Origin of the sequence: Acidovorax sp. CF316 (genome assembly GCF_000276605.1) — a bacterium.
In the GTDB taxonomy this organism is placed as follows: domain Bacteria; phylum Pseudomonadota; class Gammaproteobacteria; order Burkholderiales; family Burkholderiaceae_C; genus Acidovorax.
The window spans coordinates 41381-58471 of record NZ_AKJX01000101.1 but is presented as its reverse complement, the minus strand read 5'-3'; the positions used below and the strand labels follow the sequence as shown (position 1 = coordinate 58471).

18 protein-coding genes are annotated in these 17091 nt (G+C 67.6%); 8 read left to right on the top strand and 10 right to left on the bottom strand.

Annotated features, from left to right (window positions below; translation table 11 throughout):
• Window positions 1-43 precede the first annotated feature (43 nt).
• A complete protein-coding gene (gene map, locus PMI14_RS10770) occupies window positions 44-847 on the top strand; it encodes a type I methionyl aminopeptidase (RefSeq protein WP_035203238.1) in 804 nt (267 codons plus the stop codon).
• Window positions 848-856: 9 nt separating this feature from the next.
• Here map and PMI14_RS10765 read toward each other — a convergent pair whose 3' ends face one another.
• From PMI14_RS10765 to PMI14_RS10750, 4 genes are all read right to left on the bottom strand, one after another.
• A complete protein-coding gene (locus tag PMI14_RS10765; RefSeq protein ID WP_035203236.1) occupies window positions 857-1363 on the bottom strand; it encodes a hypothetical protein in 507 nt (168 codons plus the stop codon).
• A 72-nt stretch (window positions 1364-1435) separates the two neighbouring features.
• A complete protein-coding gene (locus PMI14_RS10760) occupies window positions 1436-3349 on the bottom strand; it encodes a bifunctional diguanylate cyclase/phosphodiesterase (protein ID WP_007853942.1) in 1914 nt (637 codons plus the stop codon).
• Entirely contained in the window at window positions 3346-3888 is a 543-nt protein-coding gene (locus PMI14_RS10755; RefSeq protein WP_007853939.1) for a YfiR family protein, read from the bottom strand. Before PMI14_RS10755 ends, PMI14_RS10760 begins: the two co-directional genes overlap by 4 nt.
• A 3-nt stretch (window positions 3889-3891) precedes the next feature.
• Complete coding sequence (locus PMI14_RS10750) at window positions 3892-5841, bottom strand: TonB-dependent siderophore receptor (RefSeq protein ID WP_007853936.1); 1950 nt, start codon at window positions 5839-5841, stop codon at window positions 3892-3894.
• Between the two features lie 252 nt (window positions 5842-6093).
• Between PMI14_RS10750 and PMI14_RS10745 the strand changes: the two genes are divergently transcribed.
• Both PMI14_RS10745 and PMI14_RS10740 read left to right on the top strand, forming a co-directional pair.
• Complete coding sequence (locus PMI14_RS10745) at window positions 6094-7392, top strand: aspartate carbamoyltransferase (RefSeq protein ID WP_007853933.1); 1299 nt, start codon at window positions 6094-6096, stop codon at window positions 7390-7392.
• An 83-nt stretch (window positions 7393-7475) separates the two neighbouring features.
• Entirely contained in the window at window positions 7476-8429 is a 954-nt protein-coding gene (locus tag PMI14_RS10740) for an AEC family transporter (RefSeq protein WP_007853930.1), read from the top strand.
• Here the strand turns inward: PMI14_RS10740 and pdxH are convergent.
• The gene (gene pdxH / locus PMI14_RS10735) at window positions 8426-9064 is read right to left on the bottom strand and encodes a pyridoxamine 5'-phosphate oxidase (protein WP_035203233.1); all 639 of its coding nucleotides are present in this window, start codon (window positions 9062-9064) and stop codon (window positions 8426-8428) included. The genes PMI14_RS10740 and pdxH overlap by 4 nt on opposite strands.
• A gap of 104 nt (window positions 9065-9168) precedes the next feature.
• Here pdxH and PMI14_RS10730 point away from each other — a divergent pair, with 104 nt between their 5' ends.
• From PMI14_RS10730 to PMI14_RS10715, 4 genes are all read left to right on the top strand, one after another.
• The gene (locus tag PMI14_RS10730; protein ID WP_007853924.1) at window positions 9169-9741 is read left to right on the top strand and encodes a TetR/AcrR family transcriptional regulator; all 573 of its coding nucleotides are present in this window, start codon (window positions 9169-9171) and stop codon (window positions 9739-9741) included.
• A 152-nt stretch (window positions 9742-9893) separates the two neighbouring features.
• Entirely contained in the window at window positions 9894-10355 is a 462-nt protein-coding gene (locus tag PMI14_RS10725; protein WP_007853921.1) for a (2Fe-2S)-binding protein, read from the top strand.
• Between the two features lie 13 nt (window positions 10356-10368).
• Window positions 10369-12633: a xanthine dehydrogenase family protein molybdopterin-binding subunit gene (locus PMI14_RS10720; RefSeq protein ID WP_007853918.1), complete on the top strand. Its 2265-nt coding sequence runs from the start codon at window positions 10369-10371 to the stop codon at window positions 12631-12633.
• Between the two features lie 2 nt (window positions 12634-12635).
• Entirely contained in the window at window positions 12636-13205 is a 570-nt protein-coding gene (locus PMI14_RS10715; RefSeq protein WP_007853916.1) for an NTP transferase domain-containing protein, read from the top strand.
• Here the strand turns inward: PMI14_RS10715 and PMI14_RS10710 are convergent.
• Window positions 13192-13713, bottom strand: a complete 522-nt coding sequence (locus tag PMI14_RS10710) for a superoxide dismutase family protein (RefSeq protein WP_007853914.1) — start codon at window positions 13711-13713, stop codon at window positions 13192-13194. The genes PMI14_RS10715 and PMI14_RS10710 overlap by 14 nt on opposite strands.
• Window positions 13714-13812: 99 nt before the next feature.
• Window positions 13813-14409, bottom strand: coding sequence for a gamma-glutamylcyclotransferase (locus PMI14_RS10705; RefSeq protein WP_007853910.1), 597 nt, complete (start codon window positions 14407-14409; stop codon window positions 13813-13815).
• 86 nt (window positions 14410-14495) lie between these two features.
• Here PMI14_RS10705 and PMI14_RS10700 point away from each other — a divergent pair, with 86 nt between their 5' ends.
• A complete protein-coding gene (locus tag PMI14_RS10700; protein ID WP_007853907.1) occupies window positions 14496-15047 on the top strand; it encodes an OmpA family protein in 552 nt (183 codons plus the stop codon).
• 96 nt (window positions 15048-15143) lie between these two features.
• On the opposite strand, the gene gloA is transcribed toward PMI14_RS10700, so the two are convergent.
• From gloA to PMI14_RS10685, 3 genes are all read right to left on the bottom strand, one after another.
• Window positions 15144-15557 (bottom strand): lactoylglutathione lyase, encoded by a 414-nt coding sequence (gene gloA / locus PMI14_RS10695; RefSeq protein ID WP_007853904.1) that lies wholly within the window; start codon window positions 15555-15557, stop codon window positions 15144-15146.
• Window positions 15558-15611: 54 nt separating this feature from the next.
• Window positions 15612-16409, bottom strand: coding sequence for an SHOCT domain-containing protein (locus PMI14_RS10690; protein WP_007853902.1), 798 nt, complete (start codon window positions 16407-16409; stop codon window positions 15612-15614).
• A 116-nt stretch (window positions 16410-16525) separates the two neighbouring features.
• On the bottom strand, window positions 16526-17077 hold the full coding sequence (locus PMI14_RS10685) for a PaaI family thioesterase (RefSeq protein ID WP_007853899.1): 552 nt from the start codon (window positions 17075-17077) through the stop codon (window positions 16526-16528).
• Window positions 17078-17091: the final 14 nt, after the last annotated feature.

The following is a 17091-nucleotide window of genomic DNA, read 5'->3' as shown; positions in this document are numbered from 1 at the left end:
GCAGCGGCAGCCAATCCAGCCTCCAGGTACGGCGGGTGCAGTGATGGGCGCCCGACACCCCCAGGTGATCATCAAGACGCCCGCCGAGATCGCCCAGTCGCGCATTGCCGCCCAGCTGGCGGCCCGGGTGCTGCAGATGATCGGCCCCTACGTGCAGCCCGGTGTGTCCACCGAAGAACTGGACGACCGCTGCCGCGAATTCATCGTGCACGAGCTGCAGGCCACCCCGGCCAACATCGGCTACCAGGGCTTCACCAAGACGCTGTGCACCTCCGTCAACCATGTCGTCTGCCACGGCGTGCCCGCGGCCGACAAGGTGCTCAAGAAGGGCGACATCATCAACATCGACGTGGCCGTCATCAAGGATGGCTGGTTCGGCGACACCAGCCGCATGTACTACGTGGGCGAGCCCAACCGCCTGGCGCGCCGCCTGGTGGAGACCACCTACGAGGCCATGTGCGCCGGCATCCGCCAGGTGCGCCCCGGCGCCACGCTGGGCGACGTGGGCCATGCCATCCAGAGCGTGGCCGAGCGCGAGCGCTTCAGCGTGGTGCGCGACTACTGCGGCCACGGCATCGGGCAGATCTACCACGAGGACCTGCAGGTGCTGCACTACGGCCAGCGTGGCCAGGGCATCACGCTCGAAGAGGGCATGGTCTTCACCATCGAGCCCATGATCAACGTCGGCAAGCGCGAAACCCGGGAACTGCCCGACGGCTGGACCGTGGTCACGCGCGACCATTCCCTGTCGGCCCAGTGGGAGCACATGGTGGCCGTGACGGCCGATGGTTTCGAGGTGCTGACGGCCTGGCCCGAGGGCACGGGGAGCTACCCGGCGATCGGCTGAGTCCCGCCGTCAGGGCGCTTCGAAGCGCCGGGTGAAGGGAACGCCGTTGAAGGTGTGGGTGCAGCAGCTGCACTGCGGTGCCAGGCTGTCGGGACCCAGGCCGGGGTTGACCCGCTGCAGCAGGCCAAGTGCATCCACGCACAGGCCGCTGAAGTAGCTGGACTCGCCCAGCCGCACGTATTCCTGCCAGTCCTCCTTGCGCAGGGCGACCATCCAGAAGATCGGAGCCTGCTGGTCCAGGCGTGCAACGGCTTCGCTGTGGACCTCGTTCCATGGTGCGCCCACCCTGGACAGCAGGAAACGGAACAGCGGCGTGTAGTCCAGCCCGCGTCGCTTGCCTGCGTGCATGGAAACGCGCGGCGGTGGTGGCGGCAATCCGTCGCCGCCAGCAGGCGCCCTGGCATTGCGCCCGTCCCGGTAGTCCCCGCCAGACAGGTGGTGTACGCCATGCGCCGTGGTGTTCACGCGGCGGTACAGCGGTGCCTTCTGGCCGTTTCTGGTGGGCGAAGTGGGCATGGTGCCCGCAGTTTACCCCGCGCTTTCCAGGAGACCGCGGCGCACGGCCACTGGCCCGGACTCGCTGCCACATCAGGCTTGGGTCCATTGCACTGCCTGCATCGCCTCGAACTGCTCCACCGGCATGGGCCGGGCAAACGCAAAGCCCTGCAGTACATCGCAGCCGGCGTCCACCAGGTAGTCGATTTGCGCCGGGGTCTCCACGCCTTCGGCCGTGACTGCCAGGCCCAGGCCGTGCGAGAGGGCGATGATGGCCTTGACGATCATCCGGCTGTGCTCCTGCTCGGGCAGGTCGCGGATGAAGCTGCGGTCGATCTTCAGGCGTTTCATGGGCAGGCGCCGCAGGTAGGCCAGCGAGGAGTAGCCGGTGCCGAAGTCGTCGATGGCCAGGTGCACGCCCAGCTGGCTCAGGCGGTGCAGGATGCTGGCGCAGGCATCCATGTTCTCCATGAGCACGGTCTCGGTGAGCTCGATCTCCAGCAGGTGGGCCGGCAGGCCCTCTTCGCGCAGGATGTCCATCACGCGCTCGAGGAACTGCGGGTCGCCCAGCTGCCGCGCCGAGACGTTGACCGCCACGCGCAAGGGGGAAGACGCCTGGGCCTGCCAGCGGGCCGCATCCCGGCATGCGGTGCGCACCACCCAGTAGCCCAGGTGCACGATCAGGCCGCATTCCTCCGCCACCATCACCGCTTCCAGGGGCGGGATGGGGCCCAACCGGGCGTGTGTCCAGCGCAGCAGCGCCTCGGCGCCGATCATTTTGCGGTCGGTGGCCGAGAACACGGGCTGGTAATGCAAGGCCAGGCCTTGCCCGTCCTCCAGTACCTGGCGCAGGGCTTTCTCGATGGCCTGGCGCCGTGCGGCAGCGAGGTTCATGGAGGCGTCGAAGCGCTCGCAGCGGTTCTTGCCGAGGTCCTTGGCCCGGTACATCGCCGTATCGGCGCTGCTGATGAGGCTGTCGCGGTCCGGCGCGTCCCCCGGGTAGGTGGCGATGCCCGCGCTGCAGGTCACCATCACCTCCTGGTCCGACTCGACAAAGCCCTTCTCGAACACGGCGACGATGCGGTCTCCATAGTTGCCGAGCGCCGCCTCGTCCATGTCCAGCCGCAGGATCACGGAAAACTCGTCACCCCCCATGCGGCAGATGTCGTCGCCCGCGCGCACCACCGACTGCAGGCGCTGCGCCACCTGGCGCAGCAGGCCGTCGCCGGCGGCATGGCCGAAGGTGTCGTTCAGGGTCTTGAAATTGTCCAGGTCGATGTAGACCAGCGCCAGCTTGCTGCCCAGCGTGGCGGCCCGGGCGATTTCATGCGCCAGCCGTTCGTTGAAGTAGTGCCGGTTGCCGACGCCGGTCACGGCATCCTGGTGGGCCAGCACCTGCAGGCGGCGTTCCGCCTCGCCGACTGCCGCGCGGCTGCGCAGGACCAGCGCGGTGGCCAGGGCCATGGTGCCCCCGGCGATCAGCAGCGCGCCGCCGAAGCGGATGACCAGCTGGGTGTAGACCTCGGCCATCGACTTGCGCAGGTAGATGCTGCCCGAGCTCTTGCCCCGGAACTTCACGGGCTTGGCCATCTCCAGCAGCGACAGGCCCTGGTATTCGAAATCCCCGTTGCCACCACCCGGGAGGGCGCTGGGCGCCACCTGGTCGCCATCGCGCTGGTACGAGGCGAAGAGGCTGCCCTGGGCATCGTAGATGGCGGCCATCAGCACCATGGGCGAGGCCTTGAGGGCGCCCAGGATCTCTTCCGTCGTATGCGCATCGCGGAACATCACGGCCGTGGAGACGTTGTCGGCCACGATGGAGGCTTCCACCCGGCTGTCGGCGAGCATGGCCTTGCGGCTGCTCCAGTAATCGAAGGCCGTGAGGGCCAGCACCATGGTCAGCAGGGCCAGCCCGGTGGCCAGCAGCCCGGTCGCCACCACGCGCGATGACAGCTGCTCCGAGTCGGCGGCTGTGGCCGGGCTGTTCGGGCTGTCGGGGCCTCTCATCGGGCCCCCCTGGACAGGCGCAGCAGGCGCGAGCTGACCGACAGGCCCGCCTTGCCGATGGCATCGGCATTGATGTCGAAGACGATGCGGTCGCCCTCGCGGTGCAGGACGATCATGATCTCCGGCGCGGCGGCGGCCGCATCGTCGGTGATGGTCAGCACGGCCGTTCTGCCGGGCACGGCGCGCAATGCGCGCAGAGCGCGGTCGGTGTCTGCGCCGCTGAGGACCAGCACGCGGCAGTCGTTGAGCTCGGTGGCTTCCCAAAGCCGGATGCGGATCGGATTGTCCTTGCGTGCGGGCCGCCCCTCCAGTGCCAGCAGGCTGCGCTTCAGGGGGCTGAAGGGTGATACGCAGATGGTCCAGTCGGCACCGGCGCGGCCATCGCCCTGGGGCCACTCGACGAACTGGATGAAGTTGAAGACATAGGCCGCCTTCAGCTCGTTTTCGCCCACCCGCTCCTGCGCACCCACTCCGGGGTCGCACGCGAGTACGCACAACCCCACCAGGAGGGCTTGGTACAGGCGGTGCAGGTACGGCATGGCCTAGAACGCATAGGTGAGCTTGAGGCGCAGGGTCCGGCCGTCCTGCAGGAGCGAGTCGCCGCGGATCTCGAAGGACGCAGGGTCGGCAAACCTCCGGTCAAACAGGTTGTACACCCCGAGGGAGACATCCGTGCCCGCCAGCCGCGTGGTGTAGGTCAGATTGGCCAGCGCGTGGGCCGGCAGGCGCGAAGCCAGGGTGTTGCGCGCGCCGATGGCGATGGCTTCCACCCCGAAACGCCCGCGGGCCCATGGCGCAGCGTCGGCGCTGCCGATGGCGCTGGACCACTGCGCCTTCAGCAGGTGTCGGGGCGAATTGGCCAGGGTCTCCCGCGTCAGGGCATCGCGGGCGCGCTGCCAACTGTAGGCCAGGCGCAGCCGGGCGTCGGGCCCCAGGCGCTGCTCGATCTCGGTTTCCATTCCGTACACGCCGACGCTGTTGGCATTGCCGAACATGAACCGGTCGGCCTGCAGTGCCTCGCCGATCGCCAGCAGGTGCGAGACGCGCGACTGGAACACCGTGAGCAGCGCGCGCGAGGCGCCCGACGGGGCATGCTCCAGCACCAGTTCCGTGGTGCGGATGCGCTCGGAGCGCAGGCTGGCCGTGCCGACCACGCCGCCGGGGGTTTCCACGCGGTAGTCGCGCTCATAGGCGTTGGGTGGCCGGTAGGCCGTGCCGTACAGCAGCTTGAGGGCCGTTGCCGGCCCCACAAGGTACACCAGGCCCAGCCGCGGGTGCAGGCTGCCCTGGCTGTCCGAGTGCTTGCCCCAGCGCAGCCCGGCGTGCAGCACCAGGTCGGGGCGCAGCGCGACCTCGTCCTGCAGGTAGACGCCCATGACGTCACCGCTGCTGCTCTTGTTGAGGTAGTGTGCTTCGGGCGTGAGGTCCAGGTTGCGCTGCGTGATGTCCAGGTCGCGCCGGTAGTCCACGCCCCAGGAGATCTTTTGCCGCTGGAATGCGGTGCTCACCCACTGCAGCTCCGAGCCCACCCAGCGGCCGCTACCGATGTCGCGGTTGGTGGTGACGGGCGGGTAGTCGTAGACATAGTCGCCCACATACCGGTACTGGCCGCCGTGGAGCCTTGCCGTGAAATGCAGGGTGGGGTTCCACTGCCCGGCGTACTCTGCCGCAAGGCGGGTGCTGGAGTCGGCCACGCGGGAGCGCCGGTCGTTGAACACTTGCGAGAAGGCCGCCGTGGGCAAGCCCTTCTGGCGCTCGCCGTGCGACAGGGACAGCGTCACGCCCCCGCGCCGCCACTTGGCGAAGAAGCGGGTGCTGCGATCGTAGTCCAGGCCCTGCGCGATGCCCTGGTTCTGGGCGGGTGTATCGTAGGCCGGAAAGTAGAGGTCCTCGCCCCGGGTCGTGGAGCGCGATGCGGACACCAGCCAGTCGCCGCCATGCCCGTCCACCGTGCCCAGCGTAAAGCGCAACCCGGCGTGGCCGTGGCTGCCCAGTTCGGTGCTGACCTGGGCGCCCTCGAGCTGCCGGCCTTCGCGCGTGATGATGTTGAGCACGCCAAAAAAGGCATTCGCCCCATAGACGGCCGCACTCGGCCCGGGCACGAACTCCACGCGTTCGATCAGGTCGATGTCGATCGGGAAATCCGTGCCCACCGGCGCCTGGTCGTACAGGTTGTCGTTGAACCGCACCCCATCGACCAGCAGCAGCACCCGGGTGTTGTAGTCCCCCGGCGTGGAAAAGCCGCGCATGCCCAGGTAGTGGTAGGACCGGTCATAGGAGACATACAGCCCGCGCATGCTGGCCAGGATCTCGGCCAGATTGCGGTACCCGAAGGTGCGGATGTCTTCCGCGGTCACGACGCTGACCGCAGCCGGGGCCTCGAGTGCGCTTTGCAGGTAGCGGCTCGCGGTGCGGACCTCCATCTGCATCAATTGCTCCAGCGGCAACTGGGCGACATCGGCCTGGGCCCCGGGCGCTAGGCAGGCAGCCATGCACAACCCGAGGGCAAGCCGACTGCGTCCTGCACATGGTGGGGGTCTTGTCATGGCATCTCTATCGTGGGCTTGTCCAGCCGTCATCGCAAGCTGCGCCCGATGGCTGTAACAAATGCTTTCATCCTACTCTTCTGGCAGCTACCGGGGCCTGGGTTTACCTTAGTTCAAGATCTGAGTTACATCCATCGTGCGCATGAAATATATACGCAATGCGTTTTATAAAACTGCTCATTGCGTATAATTGCTGGCATGAACAGCCAGCAAGACTTCCTGCGCGACGCGATGCGCCGCCTCAACCTGACGCGTGATGCGTTTTCCGACCGGCTGGGCGTGCGCCGCCGGGCCCTCGATACCTGGCTGCTGCCGGCCGATTCGGGCGAGTCGCGCAGCATGCCGGAGATGGTGGAGAAGTTCGTCTCCGAGATCCTCCTCACGCACGAAGCGGCAAGCGCCGGCACGCAGCGGGGCAGGGCGCCCACGGCCCAGCCGCTGGCCCAGCGCATCGCGGCCGAGGGCCGGCCGCATCTGCTCTCGGTGGGCCAGTTCGACCGCGGCAGCTTGGAGGAACTGTTCCAGGTGGCCGACCTGATGCAGCCCATCGCCCGGCGCCAGAAGGTCTCGCGCGTGCTCGAGGGCGCTGTGCTGGGCAGCCTGTTCTTCGAGGCCAGCACGCGCACGCGCGTGAGCTTTGGCGCCGCGTTCTGCCGGCTGGGCGGCACGGTGTGCGACACGACGGGGTTCACCTTTTCCTCCATGGCCAAGGGCGAGTCGATCTACGACACCAGCCGCGTCATGGCCGGCTATGTGGATGCGCTGGTGGTGCGCCACCCGGAGCAGGGCGCTGTGGCCGAGTTCGCGCGCGCCACCAACATCCCCGTGATCAATGCGGGCGATGGCCCGGGCGAGCACCCGAGCCAGGCCATCCTCGACCTCTACACCATCCAGCGCGAGTTCTCGCGCTTGGGCAAGCTGGTCGATGGCACGCACGTGGCCCTGGTGGGCGACCTCAAGTACGGCCGCACCGTGCACTCGCTGATCCGCCTGCTGGCGCTCTACAAGGGGCTCAAGTTCAGCCTGGTGGCCCCGCCGTCGCTGGAGATGCCCGCCTACCTGCTGGAGCTGGTGGCGCGCAACGGCCATGTGATCGAGCAGACCACCTCGCTGCAGGACGGCCTGCGCGGTGCCGACGTGGTCTATGCCACGCGCATCCAGAAGGAGCGCTTCGTGGGCGAGGCCATCGAGGGTTACACGCCCGAGTTCCAGATCCGCAAGTCGCTGGTGGACGAGCTGTGCAAACCCGACACCATCCTCATGCACCCGCTGCCGCGCGACGGGCGGCCCGGTGCCAACGACCTTTCCACCGACCTCAACCACGACCCGCGCCTGGCCATCTTTCGCCAGACGGACAACGGCATCCCCGTGCGCATGGCCTTGTTCGCAGTGCTCATGGGGGTGGAGAACCAGGTGGCGCGCTCGATGCGCGATGCCGGCTGGCGCTCGCCCTCCCATGTGGGCCCTGACGACGCAGTGTTCGACGGATTGGACTGAGAGGCTGAGAGCCTTTCAGCCTCCGAGGGAAAACCCTTGCGGGTACTACACTCGCTGTCTCCCTCCCCGCGCGCCGCTGCACCGTGAATTCCCCCGTCTTCGCCTCCCTGATCCCCGTCGTTCTGTTCATTGCCATCGGATTTCTGTCGGGGCACCAGGGCTGGATCAGGGCGGGCTCGGTCAAGGATCTCTCTAACCTGGTGTTCATGGTGCTGACGCCAGCGCTGCTGTTCCGAACCATGAGTTCGGTGCACCTGGGGGACGTGGACTTTGCGCCCATCGCCGCGTACTTTGCGGCGGCAGGGCTGGTGTTCGGCGGCACCATGCTGCTGCTGGGCTTCACCAGCCTGGCGGCGGCGCGGGCACTGGCCAACATGTTCAGCAACACGGTGATGATCGGCGTGCCGCTGGTGGGCCTGGTGTTCGGCGAGGCCGGGCTGGTCACGCTGTTCACGCTGATCTCGCTGCACGCGCTGATCCTGCTCACCGCGGCCACCGTGGTGTTCGAGCTGGCGGCGGCGCGCGAGCGGGCGGGTACGCCGGGGCATGAACGCCGCTCCATGCTGCGCACCGTGCTCATGGCGGTGCGCAACGGCATCATCCACCCCATCCCCATGCCCATCATCGTGGGCCTGCTGTATGCGCAGACCGGCCTGCCGATCCCGCTGGTGATCGACAAGCCGCTGGAACTGCTGGGCCAGGCCCTGGGCCCGCTGGCGCTGCTGCTGGTGGGCGTGACGCTGGCCTTCACCAAGGTGGGGACCCATCTCCGCGCGGCCATGCGCATCGCGCTGGTCAAGTGCCTGGTCCATCCTGTGGCCATGGCCGCGGTGGGTTGGGCCATGGGCCTGTCGGGCATGCCGCTGGCCGTGATGGTCGTGGCGGCATCGCTGCCGGTGGGGGCCAACGTGTTCCTGTTCTCGCAGCGCTACGAGGTGGCGCAGGACGAGGTGACGGCCAGCGTGGCCGTGTCGACCGCGCTGGCGCTGATCACCATGCCGGTGGTGATCATTTTGGTGACCCGTTTTCTGGTCTAGGGCGCCAGCCGCTCGCGCACCCAGTTGGAGCCGTCGAGCCGGTAGCGCAGCCGGTCGTGCAGGCGGCTCTTGCGACCCTGCCAGAACTCCCACTGCTCGGGCTTCAGGCGGTAGCCGCCCCAGTGTGGCGGGCGGGGAGGGCGCAGCAGGAACTGCGCGCCGTACCTGGCGGCGTTGGCCACCAGCACGCTGCGGTCCGCGATCACCTGGCTTTGCGGGCTGGCCCAGGCGCCGATGCGCGAGTCGAGCGGGCGGCTGGCAAAGTAGGCGTCGCTTTCCTCGTCACTGACCTTTTCCACCACGCCTTCGATGCGCACCACGCGCTCGAGCTCCACCCAATGGAACTGCAGCGCCGCAAACGGGTTGCCCGCGATCTGGCGGCCCTTGCGGCTGTCGTAGTTGGTGAACCAGACGATGCCGCGCTCGTCATAGCCCTTGATGAGCACGATGCGCGTGCTGGGACGCAGGTCCCCGCCCACGGTGGCCAGGGTCATGGCATTGGGCTCGGGCACCTGGGCGGAAATGGCTTCCTGGAGCCATTGATCAAACTGCTGCAGGGGCGCAGCATGCGAGGCGTCTTCGTTGAGTTCGGCGCGCTCGTAGCTCTTGCGCAGATCGGCGATGGAGGTGGTCATGGGCATGATTGTGCACGCCGCCAAGGCGGGGCTTGGCGCCTTGCGCGCACGATCGGTCGGGCCCGGTTGTTGCCGAATAAAAATTCGCTTATATTGGCGTTGCGATGAAACCCAAAGACGATGAAAAGCAGCGCGCGATTGCGCAGGCCACCTTCGACCTGGTGGGTCAGACCGGCCTGAGCGGGCTCACCATGGCCCAGATCGCGCGTGCCGCGGGCATCGCCACCAGCACGCTCTACGTCTACTACCCGTCCAAGGACGAGCTCATCAGCCAGCTCTACCAGGACGCCAAGACCGTTACCGCCGCGCGCATCATGGAGGGCGTGGTGCCCAGCCTGCCGTACCGCGCCCGGGTGCGCCGCATCTGGGAGAACCTGCTGCGCCACCGGCTGGACCAGCATGCCGAGGTGGTCTTCCAGGAGCAGTACTACAACTCGCCCTGGTTCACCGAGGGCAACCGCGAGTTCTCCACGCGCCTGATGGCCGGCTTCTACGCCCTGATGCAGGAGGGCCAGCAGCAGGAGATCCTCAAGGCCGTGCCCGTGCCCCTGCTCACCGCCAGCCTGATCGGCTCGGTGCGCGAAACCGCCGGCCTGATACGCACCGGCGTGCTGCCCGACGACGATGCCCTGCACCAGATGGCCTTCGGCCTGTGCTGGGATGCACTCAAAGCATGATCCGCCGATTTGCGCTTTAATCGAATAAATATTCTCTTAAAAATGGCAACCCCTACCGCGTTCCCGTTGCCTGGTCGATGGCGGCGCTCAAGCTGCCTTCGTCCTGCTGTTCCCCCCGCACTGTAAAAAAACCTCCCCAAGGAGAACCCACGATGCCCACCCTCCATATCAACGGCAAAGAAACGGCTGTGGATGCCGATGAATCCACCCCCATCCTCTGGGCCCTGCGCGACACGCTGGGCATGACCGGCACCAAGTTCGGCTGCGGCCAGGCCCTGTGCGGCGCCTGCACCGTGCACCTGAACGGCGCGCCGATCCGTTCGTGCATCACGCCGATCTCGGCCGCTGCGGGCCAGAAGATCACCACCATCGAGGCCATCGCGGCCAGCGACAAGGTGGGCAAGGCCGTGCACGCCGCCTGGGTCAAGCACGACGTGGCGCAGTGCGGCTACTGCCAGAGCGGTCAGATCATGAGCGCCACCGCCTTGCTCAAGGGCAAGAAGAAGCCCAGCGACGCCGACATCGATACCGCCATGGCCGGCAATGTCTGCCGCTGTGGAACCTATGTACGCATCCGCGCGGCCATCCATGATGCCGCCCGCACCCTGGCCTGAAGGAGCGCACACCATGCATTTCCATCCCGACACCGTTCAGGCCCACATGCCCCGCCATTTGCTCGCGCTGCTGGAGAAATCCCAGGAGGGGCCTGCCGAAGCGGGCCTGGCCGAAGGCCTGGCGCGCCGCAGCTTTCTCAAGGTCACGGCGGCCACCGGCTTCGCCCTGGGCGCGTTTCCGCTGGCCTCCGTCGCGCAGGGCACGGCAGCTGCGCCGGCCGCCGGCCTCAAGCCCTTCCAGCAGCCTTCGGCCTTTGTGCGCATCGAGCCCGATGGCATCGTCACCGTCACCATCAACCGGCTGGATTTTGGCCAGGGCGTGCAGACCGGCCTGCCCATGATCCTGGCCGAGGAGCTCGATGCCGACTGGTCCAAGGTGCGCAGCACGCACGGCGACGCCAACATCGCCTATGCCGACCCGGCCATGGGCCTGCACCTCACGGGCGGCTCCAACTCCATCAAGAACTCCTACACCCAGTACCGCGAACTCGGTGCCCGCACCCGCGCCATGCTGGTGTCGGCCGCGGCGGCGCAGTGGGGCGTGGACGCATCGGCCCTGCGCACGCAGAACGGCTTTGTCGTGGGGCCCGGCGGCAAGAAGCTGGGTTACGGCGAGCTGGCCGAGGCTGCCATGAAGCTGCCGGTGCCCGAGAAGGTCACCCTGAAGGACCCCAAGCAGTTCCGCCTGATCGGCCAGCCCACGGGGCGGCTCGACGCCAAGGCCAAGTCCAGCGGCCTGCAGGACTATGGCATCGACGTGCGCCTGCCCGGCATGCTGACCGCCGTGGTGGCGCGCCCGCCGGTGTTCGCGGCCAAGCTCAAATCGCTGGACGACTCGGCCGCCAAGGCGGTCAAGGGGGTGAAGGCCGTGCTGCGCGTGCCCACCGACCGGGGCGGCGAGGGCGTGGCGGTGATCGCCGATGGCTACTGGGCGGCCAAGCAGGGCCGCGACGCGCTCAAGGTGGAATGGAACACCGACGCAGTGGAAAAGCCCGACACCACGGCCCTGCTGGCCAGCTACCGCGCGCTCGCGGCCAAGCCCGGCCTGGTCGCCATGCAGGCCGACACGGCCGCGCTGGCGAATGCGCCGCACAAGATCAGCGCCGAGTTCGTCTTCCCCTACCTGGCCCATGCCCCCATGGAGCCGCTCAACTGCACCGTGCTGCTGGCTGGCGACAAGGCCGAGTTGTGGATGGGCACGCAGATGCCCGGCCTGGACGCGGTGGCCGCCGCCCAGGCCCTGGGCCTGCAGCCGCAGAACGTCAAGGTGCACACGCAGATGGCCGGGGGCGGCTTTGGCCGCCGTGCCATTCCCACCAGCGACTACGTGGTAGAGGCCTGCGGCGTGGCCAAAGCCGCGCTGGGCGCCGGCCTGGCGGTGCCCGTGCGCACGCTCTGGAGCCGCGAGGACGACATCAAGGGCGGCTACTATCGCCCCATGCATGTGCACCGCGCCGAGATCGGTTTCGACGCCCAGGGCCAGATCCTGGCCTGGGACCACACCATCGTGGGCCAGTCCATCGTCAAGGGTTCGCCGTTCGAGGGCTTCATGGTCAAGAACGGCATCGACGCCACGGCCATCGAAGGCATGAAGGAGCCCTATGATGTGCCCATGAAGCTTTCGGTCCACCACCCACAGGTCAACGTGCCAGTGCTCTGGTGGCGCAGCGTGGGCTCCACCCACACGGCCTACGCCATGGAGACGCTGATCGACGAGGTGGCCCGCACCACCAAGCAGGACCCCGTGGCCTACCGCCTGCGCCTGATGGGCGACAAGCACCCCCGCCACAAGGCGGCGCTGCAGCTCGCGGTGGCCCAGTCCGGCTATGGCAAGAAGAAGCTGGCCGCGGGCCGCGCCTGGGGCGTGGCGGTGCACGAATCCTTCCAGTCGGTCGTGGCCTATGTGGTCGAGGCCTCGGTCAAGGATGGTGCCCCCAAGCTGCACCGCATCACGGCCGGTGTGCACTGCAACCTGGCGGTCAACCCGAAAAGCGTGGAGGCCCAGGTGCAGGGCGGGGCGCTGATGGGCCTGTCGATGTGCCTGCCGGGCGGTGCCATCACGCTCAAGGACGGCGTGGTGGAGCAAAGCAATTTCGGCGACTTCGCCGTGCCGCGCATCACCGACATGCCGCAGGTGGCCGTGCACATCGTGCCCAGCGCAGAACCGCCCACGGGCATGGGCGAGCCCGGGCTGCCGCCGCTGGCGCCGGCATTTGCCAACGCCATTGCGCAACTCACGGGCAAGACGCCGCGTGAGCTGCCGTTCAAGATGGCGTGACGATGGCACCGCAACCGCTGCCATCCCCCGTGGTGCTGGTGCTGGCCTCCGGCCGGGGCGAGCGCTTTGCGGCTTCAGGTGGCAGCGTGCACAAGCTGAGCGCGTTGCTCCATGGCCTGCCGGTGCTGGAGCACACGCTGGCCGCCGTGCGCGCCAGCGGCCTGCCCTGGCACCTGGAGGATGCGGGCCACCCGGGCATGGGGGATTCGATCGCGGCGGCTGTGCGTGCCACGGCAGATGCGCCCGGCTGGCTGGTGCTGCCCGGGGATCTGCCCCTGGTGCGGCCGCAAACCCTGCGCAGGATGGCGGCTGCGCTGTACGGCTGTGCGGTGGCCGTGCCGGTGCACGAGGGCGAGCGCGGTCACCCGGTGGCTTTTTCGGCGCAATGCCTGCCGGGCCTGCTGGCCCTGGCGGGAGAGCAGGGCGCCGCCAGCGTGGTGCGCGAGCAGCAGGCGCAGGGCCGGTCGCGGCTGGTGGAAGTCGATGACGAAGGCGCGGTGACCGATGTGGACACCGTGCAGGACCTGGCCCGGGCGGAGCAGGTCCTGGCCGGCAGGCTTACTTCGCCGTGATCACGGCGCACGCCAGGCGTGGGCCGGCATTGCCGGTGGGCTGGGTGGTGTAGTCGTCGGGGTCGCGGTGCACGATCAGGCCCTTGCCGACGATGTCGTTGGCGGTGCTGCCCACGCGGATGGAACGCGACTCGAAACTGATCTTGGCCACGCCGCCGGCGTCGGCCTTCAGGCTGGGCAGGTCGCCCGTGTGGTGCTCGGCGGCGCCATGGCTGCCGTGCGGCTTGCCGCCGGGGTTGAAGTGGCCGCCGGCGCTCATGCCGTCGCCGCTGGAGCAATCACCCTTTTCATGGATGTGGAAACCGTGCTCGGCACCGGGCTTGAGGCCACGGACTTCACCGTGGACCTTGACCACGTCACCGGTCTGCACGAAGGTCACCGTGCCGGTGGTGGTGTTGCCACGCGTGGATTCGAGCTTGGCCACGGCCGAAGGGCCGGACGACGAAAAGGCGGCGCAGCCGGCAATGCTGGCCACGGCGGCGGCGGCCAGGGCGGTACGAAGAATCATGATGAAGCTCACTCCTTGAACAAACAAACGAACAGGGCAGATAGGTCGATAGAGGTGCAGTGGCGCAGACGGCTTGCTCTGCACCACACCAGTGCCGCACTATGCCTGCTTTTTGTCGGTAAGCGAAAGTAATCTTCCCAGCGAGCGGTCGTGGATGCCCAGCCGGCGCAGCTCGTCGTAGGTGGCCTGGGCGTAGTCGCGCGTGGTGCCGAACTTGCCGCAGGCCTGCTCGAAGATACGGCAGTACTCCTGGTCGGGCAGCTCGCCCGTGTGGTTGGGGCTTTTGCGCGACAGGGTGAAGGCCAGCGCCTGTACGCTGCCATGGGGCGTGTGGCAGGTGAGCCAGCGCGGGTCGTACACGCCGGTCATCATCTCGCGCTGCCACAGGTTGATCAGCACCTGGCGCGCATGCGCCTTGTCCACCCGGAACACCATGCCCCGGCAGCTGCCGCCCGAGAGCATGCCAAACACCAGGCCCGGGCACTCGGGCGTGCCACGGTTGATGCGGCTCCACATCTTGAGTGCCCGGTGCCAGCCGTGCACACGGGCCGCCCGGCGCTCGCTGAAGTCGAAATCGGGCCGCCAGATCAGCGAGCCGTAGCCGAACACCCACAGGTCCTTGTGGCCACCCCATTCCTGCAGGGCCCGCTCCAGCATGGGAGCGGGATCGCGCAGCGGTGCGGGAAGACTCGTCATGCCATCACTCTACAATGAAGAAGGTGCCCGAGCCTGGCACCCGACAACATCCATCACGCATATAGATATACATACAGGGAGACCCCATGTCCGGTAGTTCCGACAACGACAGCCAAGAACGTTTTGCACTCGGTTTTCTGTTCATCCTGATCGCACTGATCATTTCCACCGCGGTCGGTACCGTGGTGGTCAAGCGCCTGGGCGCCGCAAAGTCCGCTAAGGCAGCCCCTGCAGCCACCGCACTTGCAAGCAACGCACCAGCCGCTCCGGCCGCTGACACGGCTGCAACTGCTGCTGCGGCCGACGCCGCCAGCGTGCGCGTCGAGAACGGCGTCGTGAAGTTCTACTTCGCCAGCGCCAAGGCCGACCTGGCCGCTGGCGCCAACGAAGCCCTGGCCGACGTGGTCAAGGGCGTGGCCGAAGGCAAGAAGGCTGTGGTCTCGGGCTTCCACGACGCCACGGGCGACGCCGCCGCCAATGCCGAACTGGCCAAGCAACGCGCCTATGCGGTGCGCGATGCGCTCAAGGGCCTGGGCGTGGCCGAGGACAAGATCGAGCTCAAGAAGCCTGAGGAAACGACGGCCAGCGGCAGCAATGCCGAGGCGCGTCGGGTGGAAGTGGCGCTGGCTGCAGGCTGATCCCCATGGCGGGCTCCACGTTACAGCGTGGGGCGCAGAGAATGCAAAAGCCCGGCATTGCCGGGCTTTTTTGTTGGATGCAGCAGGGCGGTGCGCTCAGCGCAATCCGGTGCCGCCCGTGTCGTTTTTGCGCTCGATCAGCTCGATCTTGTACCCATCCGGATCCGTCACAAACGCGATCACCGTGGTGCCGCCCTTCACCGGCCCGGCCTCGCGCGTCACGTTGCCGCCCGCGGCCTTGATCTTGTCGCAGGCCGCGTACGCATCGGGCACGCCCAGGGCGATATGGCCGTAGGCCGTGCCCAGGTCGTAGCTTTCGGTGCCCCAGTTGTAGGTCAATTCGATCTCGGCCTGGCCGGGGTTGCCGCCGTCGAAGCCGAGAAACGCCAGCGAGTACTTGTACTCGGGGTTTTCGGACTGGCGCAGCAGCTGCATGCCCAGCACCTGGGTGTAGAAATCAATCGAGCGCTGAAGGTTGCCAACGCGGAGCATCGTGTGGAGGAATCTCATGCCCTCGATTGTGCCGGCAGATCGAAGACCAGGCACACCACGGTGTTGGCAGGGTCAGATCCGCGCGAGCAGTTCGGCCTTCTTCACCGCGAATTCCTGCTCGGTGAGGATGCCCCTGTCCTTGAGCGCGGCAAGCTGTGAGATGGTTTCGACGATGGACGCTTGCGTGTTGCTATTGCTGCCGGGCGCTGCTTCTTTGGGCGGGACGGCTGCCTGGGGTCCAACCACGGGATCATCACCCTGGCGAACCACGGGCAGGGCAGACAGGTCCACGGTGCCGTGCTGGCTGGTGAAGGTAAGCGTGCCTGTGCCGCCTTGCTGCTGGCCGACGCCTTGGATCTGGTGTTCCAGCGTGTCGTACAGCGACACCCTGCCGCCCACATCCACCGCAAGGCGGCGCTTGTCGGCGAAGTAGGCATACCGGGTGGTGTTCTGCGAGCCGCTGCTGTGGGGTGTGCCCAGGTCCGCTGGATACCAGGGGGATTGAGGATGGGTGGCGAAGATCGATGGTGGTGCACTGGCGAACCCCATTTTGCCGTTGCTCTGGGATTGCGATGGGGGAGGGCTTGCCGGCATGGGGGCTGGTGAACCGGCCAGGGCACTGGCCAGTTCGGTCGCCAGGGCATTCACGCGTGCCTTCAATGCGTCATTGAACATGTCGCCGATCATGACCATGCCGCCGCGCACCCATTGGCCGCTGCCGCCGAACTCGGGGTGGGCAAACTGAGCCATCGTGCCGTTGCCCTCCTGCAGGGCCGCCAGCAACTGCCTTACGGCATCCGGACTGAAGCCGGTGCGTGAAGACAGGCCCAAGACAAGTTGCTGACCGTGTTCGCTGAGTTCTGGTGCCATACGACCCTCGATGAGGTTTCACTGCCGCTGCGCTTCGCTGCGGTCCCGTAGGGTAGCACCAGGCATGCGCCGGAAGGCAGCGATCAGAACCCTCCGGATTCCTTACCTTGGAAAGCCTACGCCTTCGCCTGCGTCGGCAGATCGAAGACCAGGCAGGTGGTCGTGGCGTGGGCGTACAGGGTGCCGTCGGGGCCCACCAGGCGCGCCTCGGCCGTGGCCAGTTGGCGGCCGCAGTGGATCACGCGGCCTTCGGCGCGCACGCGCTGTACCTTGGGGGTGATGGCCTTGACCAGGTTCACGCCCAGCTCGGCCGTGGTGTAGCCGCGCCCGGGCAGCATGCGGGTGTGCACCGCGCAGCCCAGGGCCGAGTCGAGCAGGGTGGCGAACCAGCCGCCGTGCACCGTGCCCATGGGGTTCAGGTGCTCCACGCCGGGTGTGCCCTGGAAGACGGCCAGGCCTTCGCCGACCTCCACCAGGCGAAAGTCGAGCGTGCGCGCGATGGGCGGGTAGGGCAGTTCGCCGCGCAGCATGGCCTGCATCATCTGCAGGCCGGTGAGGCCGGCCACCCGGTCGGGCCGCGCCACGCCGGGGCCTACGCCGCCGTCCATGCGGGCCATCACCTCTTGCTCCAGGGCAAGCCATTGTTCGAGTTGGTTGTGCTGTGTCATGGGGTCTTCTTTCG

Excerpts from the sequence above, each read along its gene's own strand:
- map (WP_035203238.1), top strand. The coding sequence starts at position 44 with ATGGGCGCCCGACACCCCCAGGTGATCATCAAGACGCCCGCCGAGATC.
- PMI14_RS10765 (WP_035203236.1), bottom strand. The coding sequence starts at position 1,363 with ATGCCCACTTCGCCCACCAGAAACGGCCAGAAGGCACCGCTGTACCGC.
- PMI14_RS10760 (WP_007853942.1), bottom strand. The coding sequence starts at position 3,349 with ATGAGAGGCCCCGACAGCCCGAACAGCCCGGCCACAGCCGCCGACTCG.
- PMI14_RS10755 (WP_007853939.1), bottom strand. The coding sequence starts at position 3,888 with ATGCCGTACCTGCACCGCCTGTACCAAGCCCTCCTGGTGGGGTTGTGC.
- PMI14_RS10750 (WP_007853936.1), bottom strand. The coding sequence starts at position 5,841 with ATGGCTGCCTGCCTAGCGCCCGGGGCCCAGGCCGATGTCGCCCAGTTG.
- PMI14_RS10745 (WP_007853933.1), top strand. The coding sequence starts at position 6,094 with ATGAACAGCCAGCAAGACTTCCTGCGCGACGCGATGCGCCGCCTCAAC.
- pdxH (WP_035203233.1), bottom strand. The coding sequence starts at position 9,064 with ATGACCACCTCCATCGCCGATCTGCGCAAGAGCTACGAGCGCGCCGAA.
- PMI14_RS10730 (WP_007853924.1), top strand. The coding sequence starts at position 9,169 with ATGAAACCCAAAGACGATGAAAAGCAGCGCGCGATTGCGCAGGCCACC.
- PMI14_RS10725 (WP_007853921.1), top strand. The coding sequence starts at position 9,894 with ATGCCCACCCTCCATATCAACGGCAAAGAAACGGCTGTGGATGCCGAT.
- PMI14_RS10720 (WP_007853918.1), top strand. The coding sequence starts at position 10,369 with ATGCATTTCCATCCCGACACCGTTCAGGCCCACATGCCCCGCCATTTG.
- PMI14_RS10715 (WP_007853916.1), top strand. The coding sequence starts at position 12,636 with ATGGCACCGCAACCGCTGCCATCCCCCGTGGTGCTGGTGCTGGCCTCC.
- PMI14_RS10710 (WP_007853914.1), bottom strand. The coding sequence starts at position 13,713 with ATGATTCTTCGTACCGCCCTGGCCGCCGCCGCCGTGGCCAGCATTGCC.
- PMI14_RS10705 (WP_007853910.1), bottom strand. The coding sequence starts at position 14,409 with ATGACGAGTCTTCCCGCACCGCTGCGCGATCCCGCTCCCATGCTGGAG.
- PMI14_RS10700 (WP_007853907.1), top strand. The coding sequence starts at position 14,496 with ATGTCCGGTAGTTCCGACAACGACAGCCAAGAACGTTTTGCACTCGGT.
- gloA (WP_007853904.1), bottom strand. The coding sequence starts at position 15,557 with ATGAGATTCCTCCACACGATGCTCCGCGTTGGCAACCTTCAGCGCTCG.
- PMI14_RS10690 (WP_007853902.1), bottom strand. The coding sequence starts at position 16,409 with ATGGCACCAGAACTCAGCGAACACGGTCAGCAACTTGTCTTGGGCCTG.
- PMI14_RS10685 (WP_007853899.1), bottom strand. The coding sequence starts at position 17,077 with ATGACACAGCACAACCAACTCGAACAATGGCTTGCCCTGGAGCAAGAG.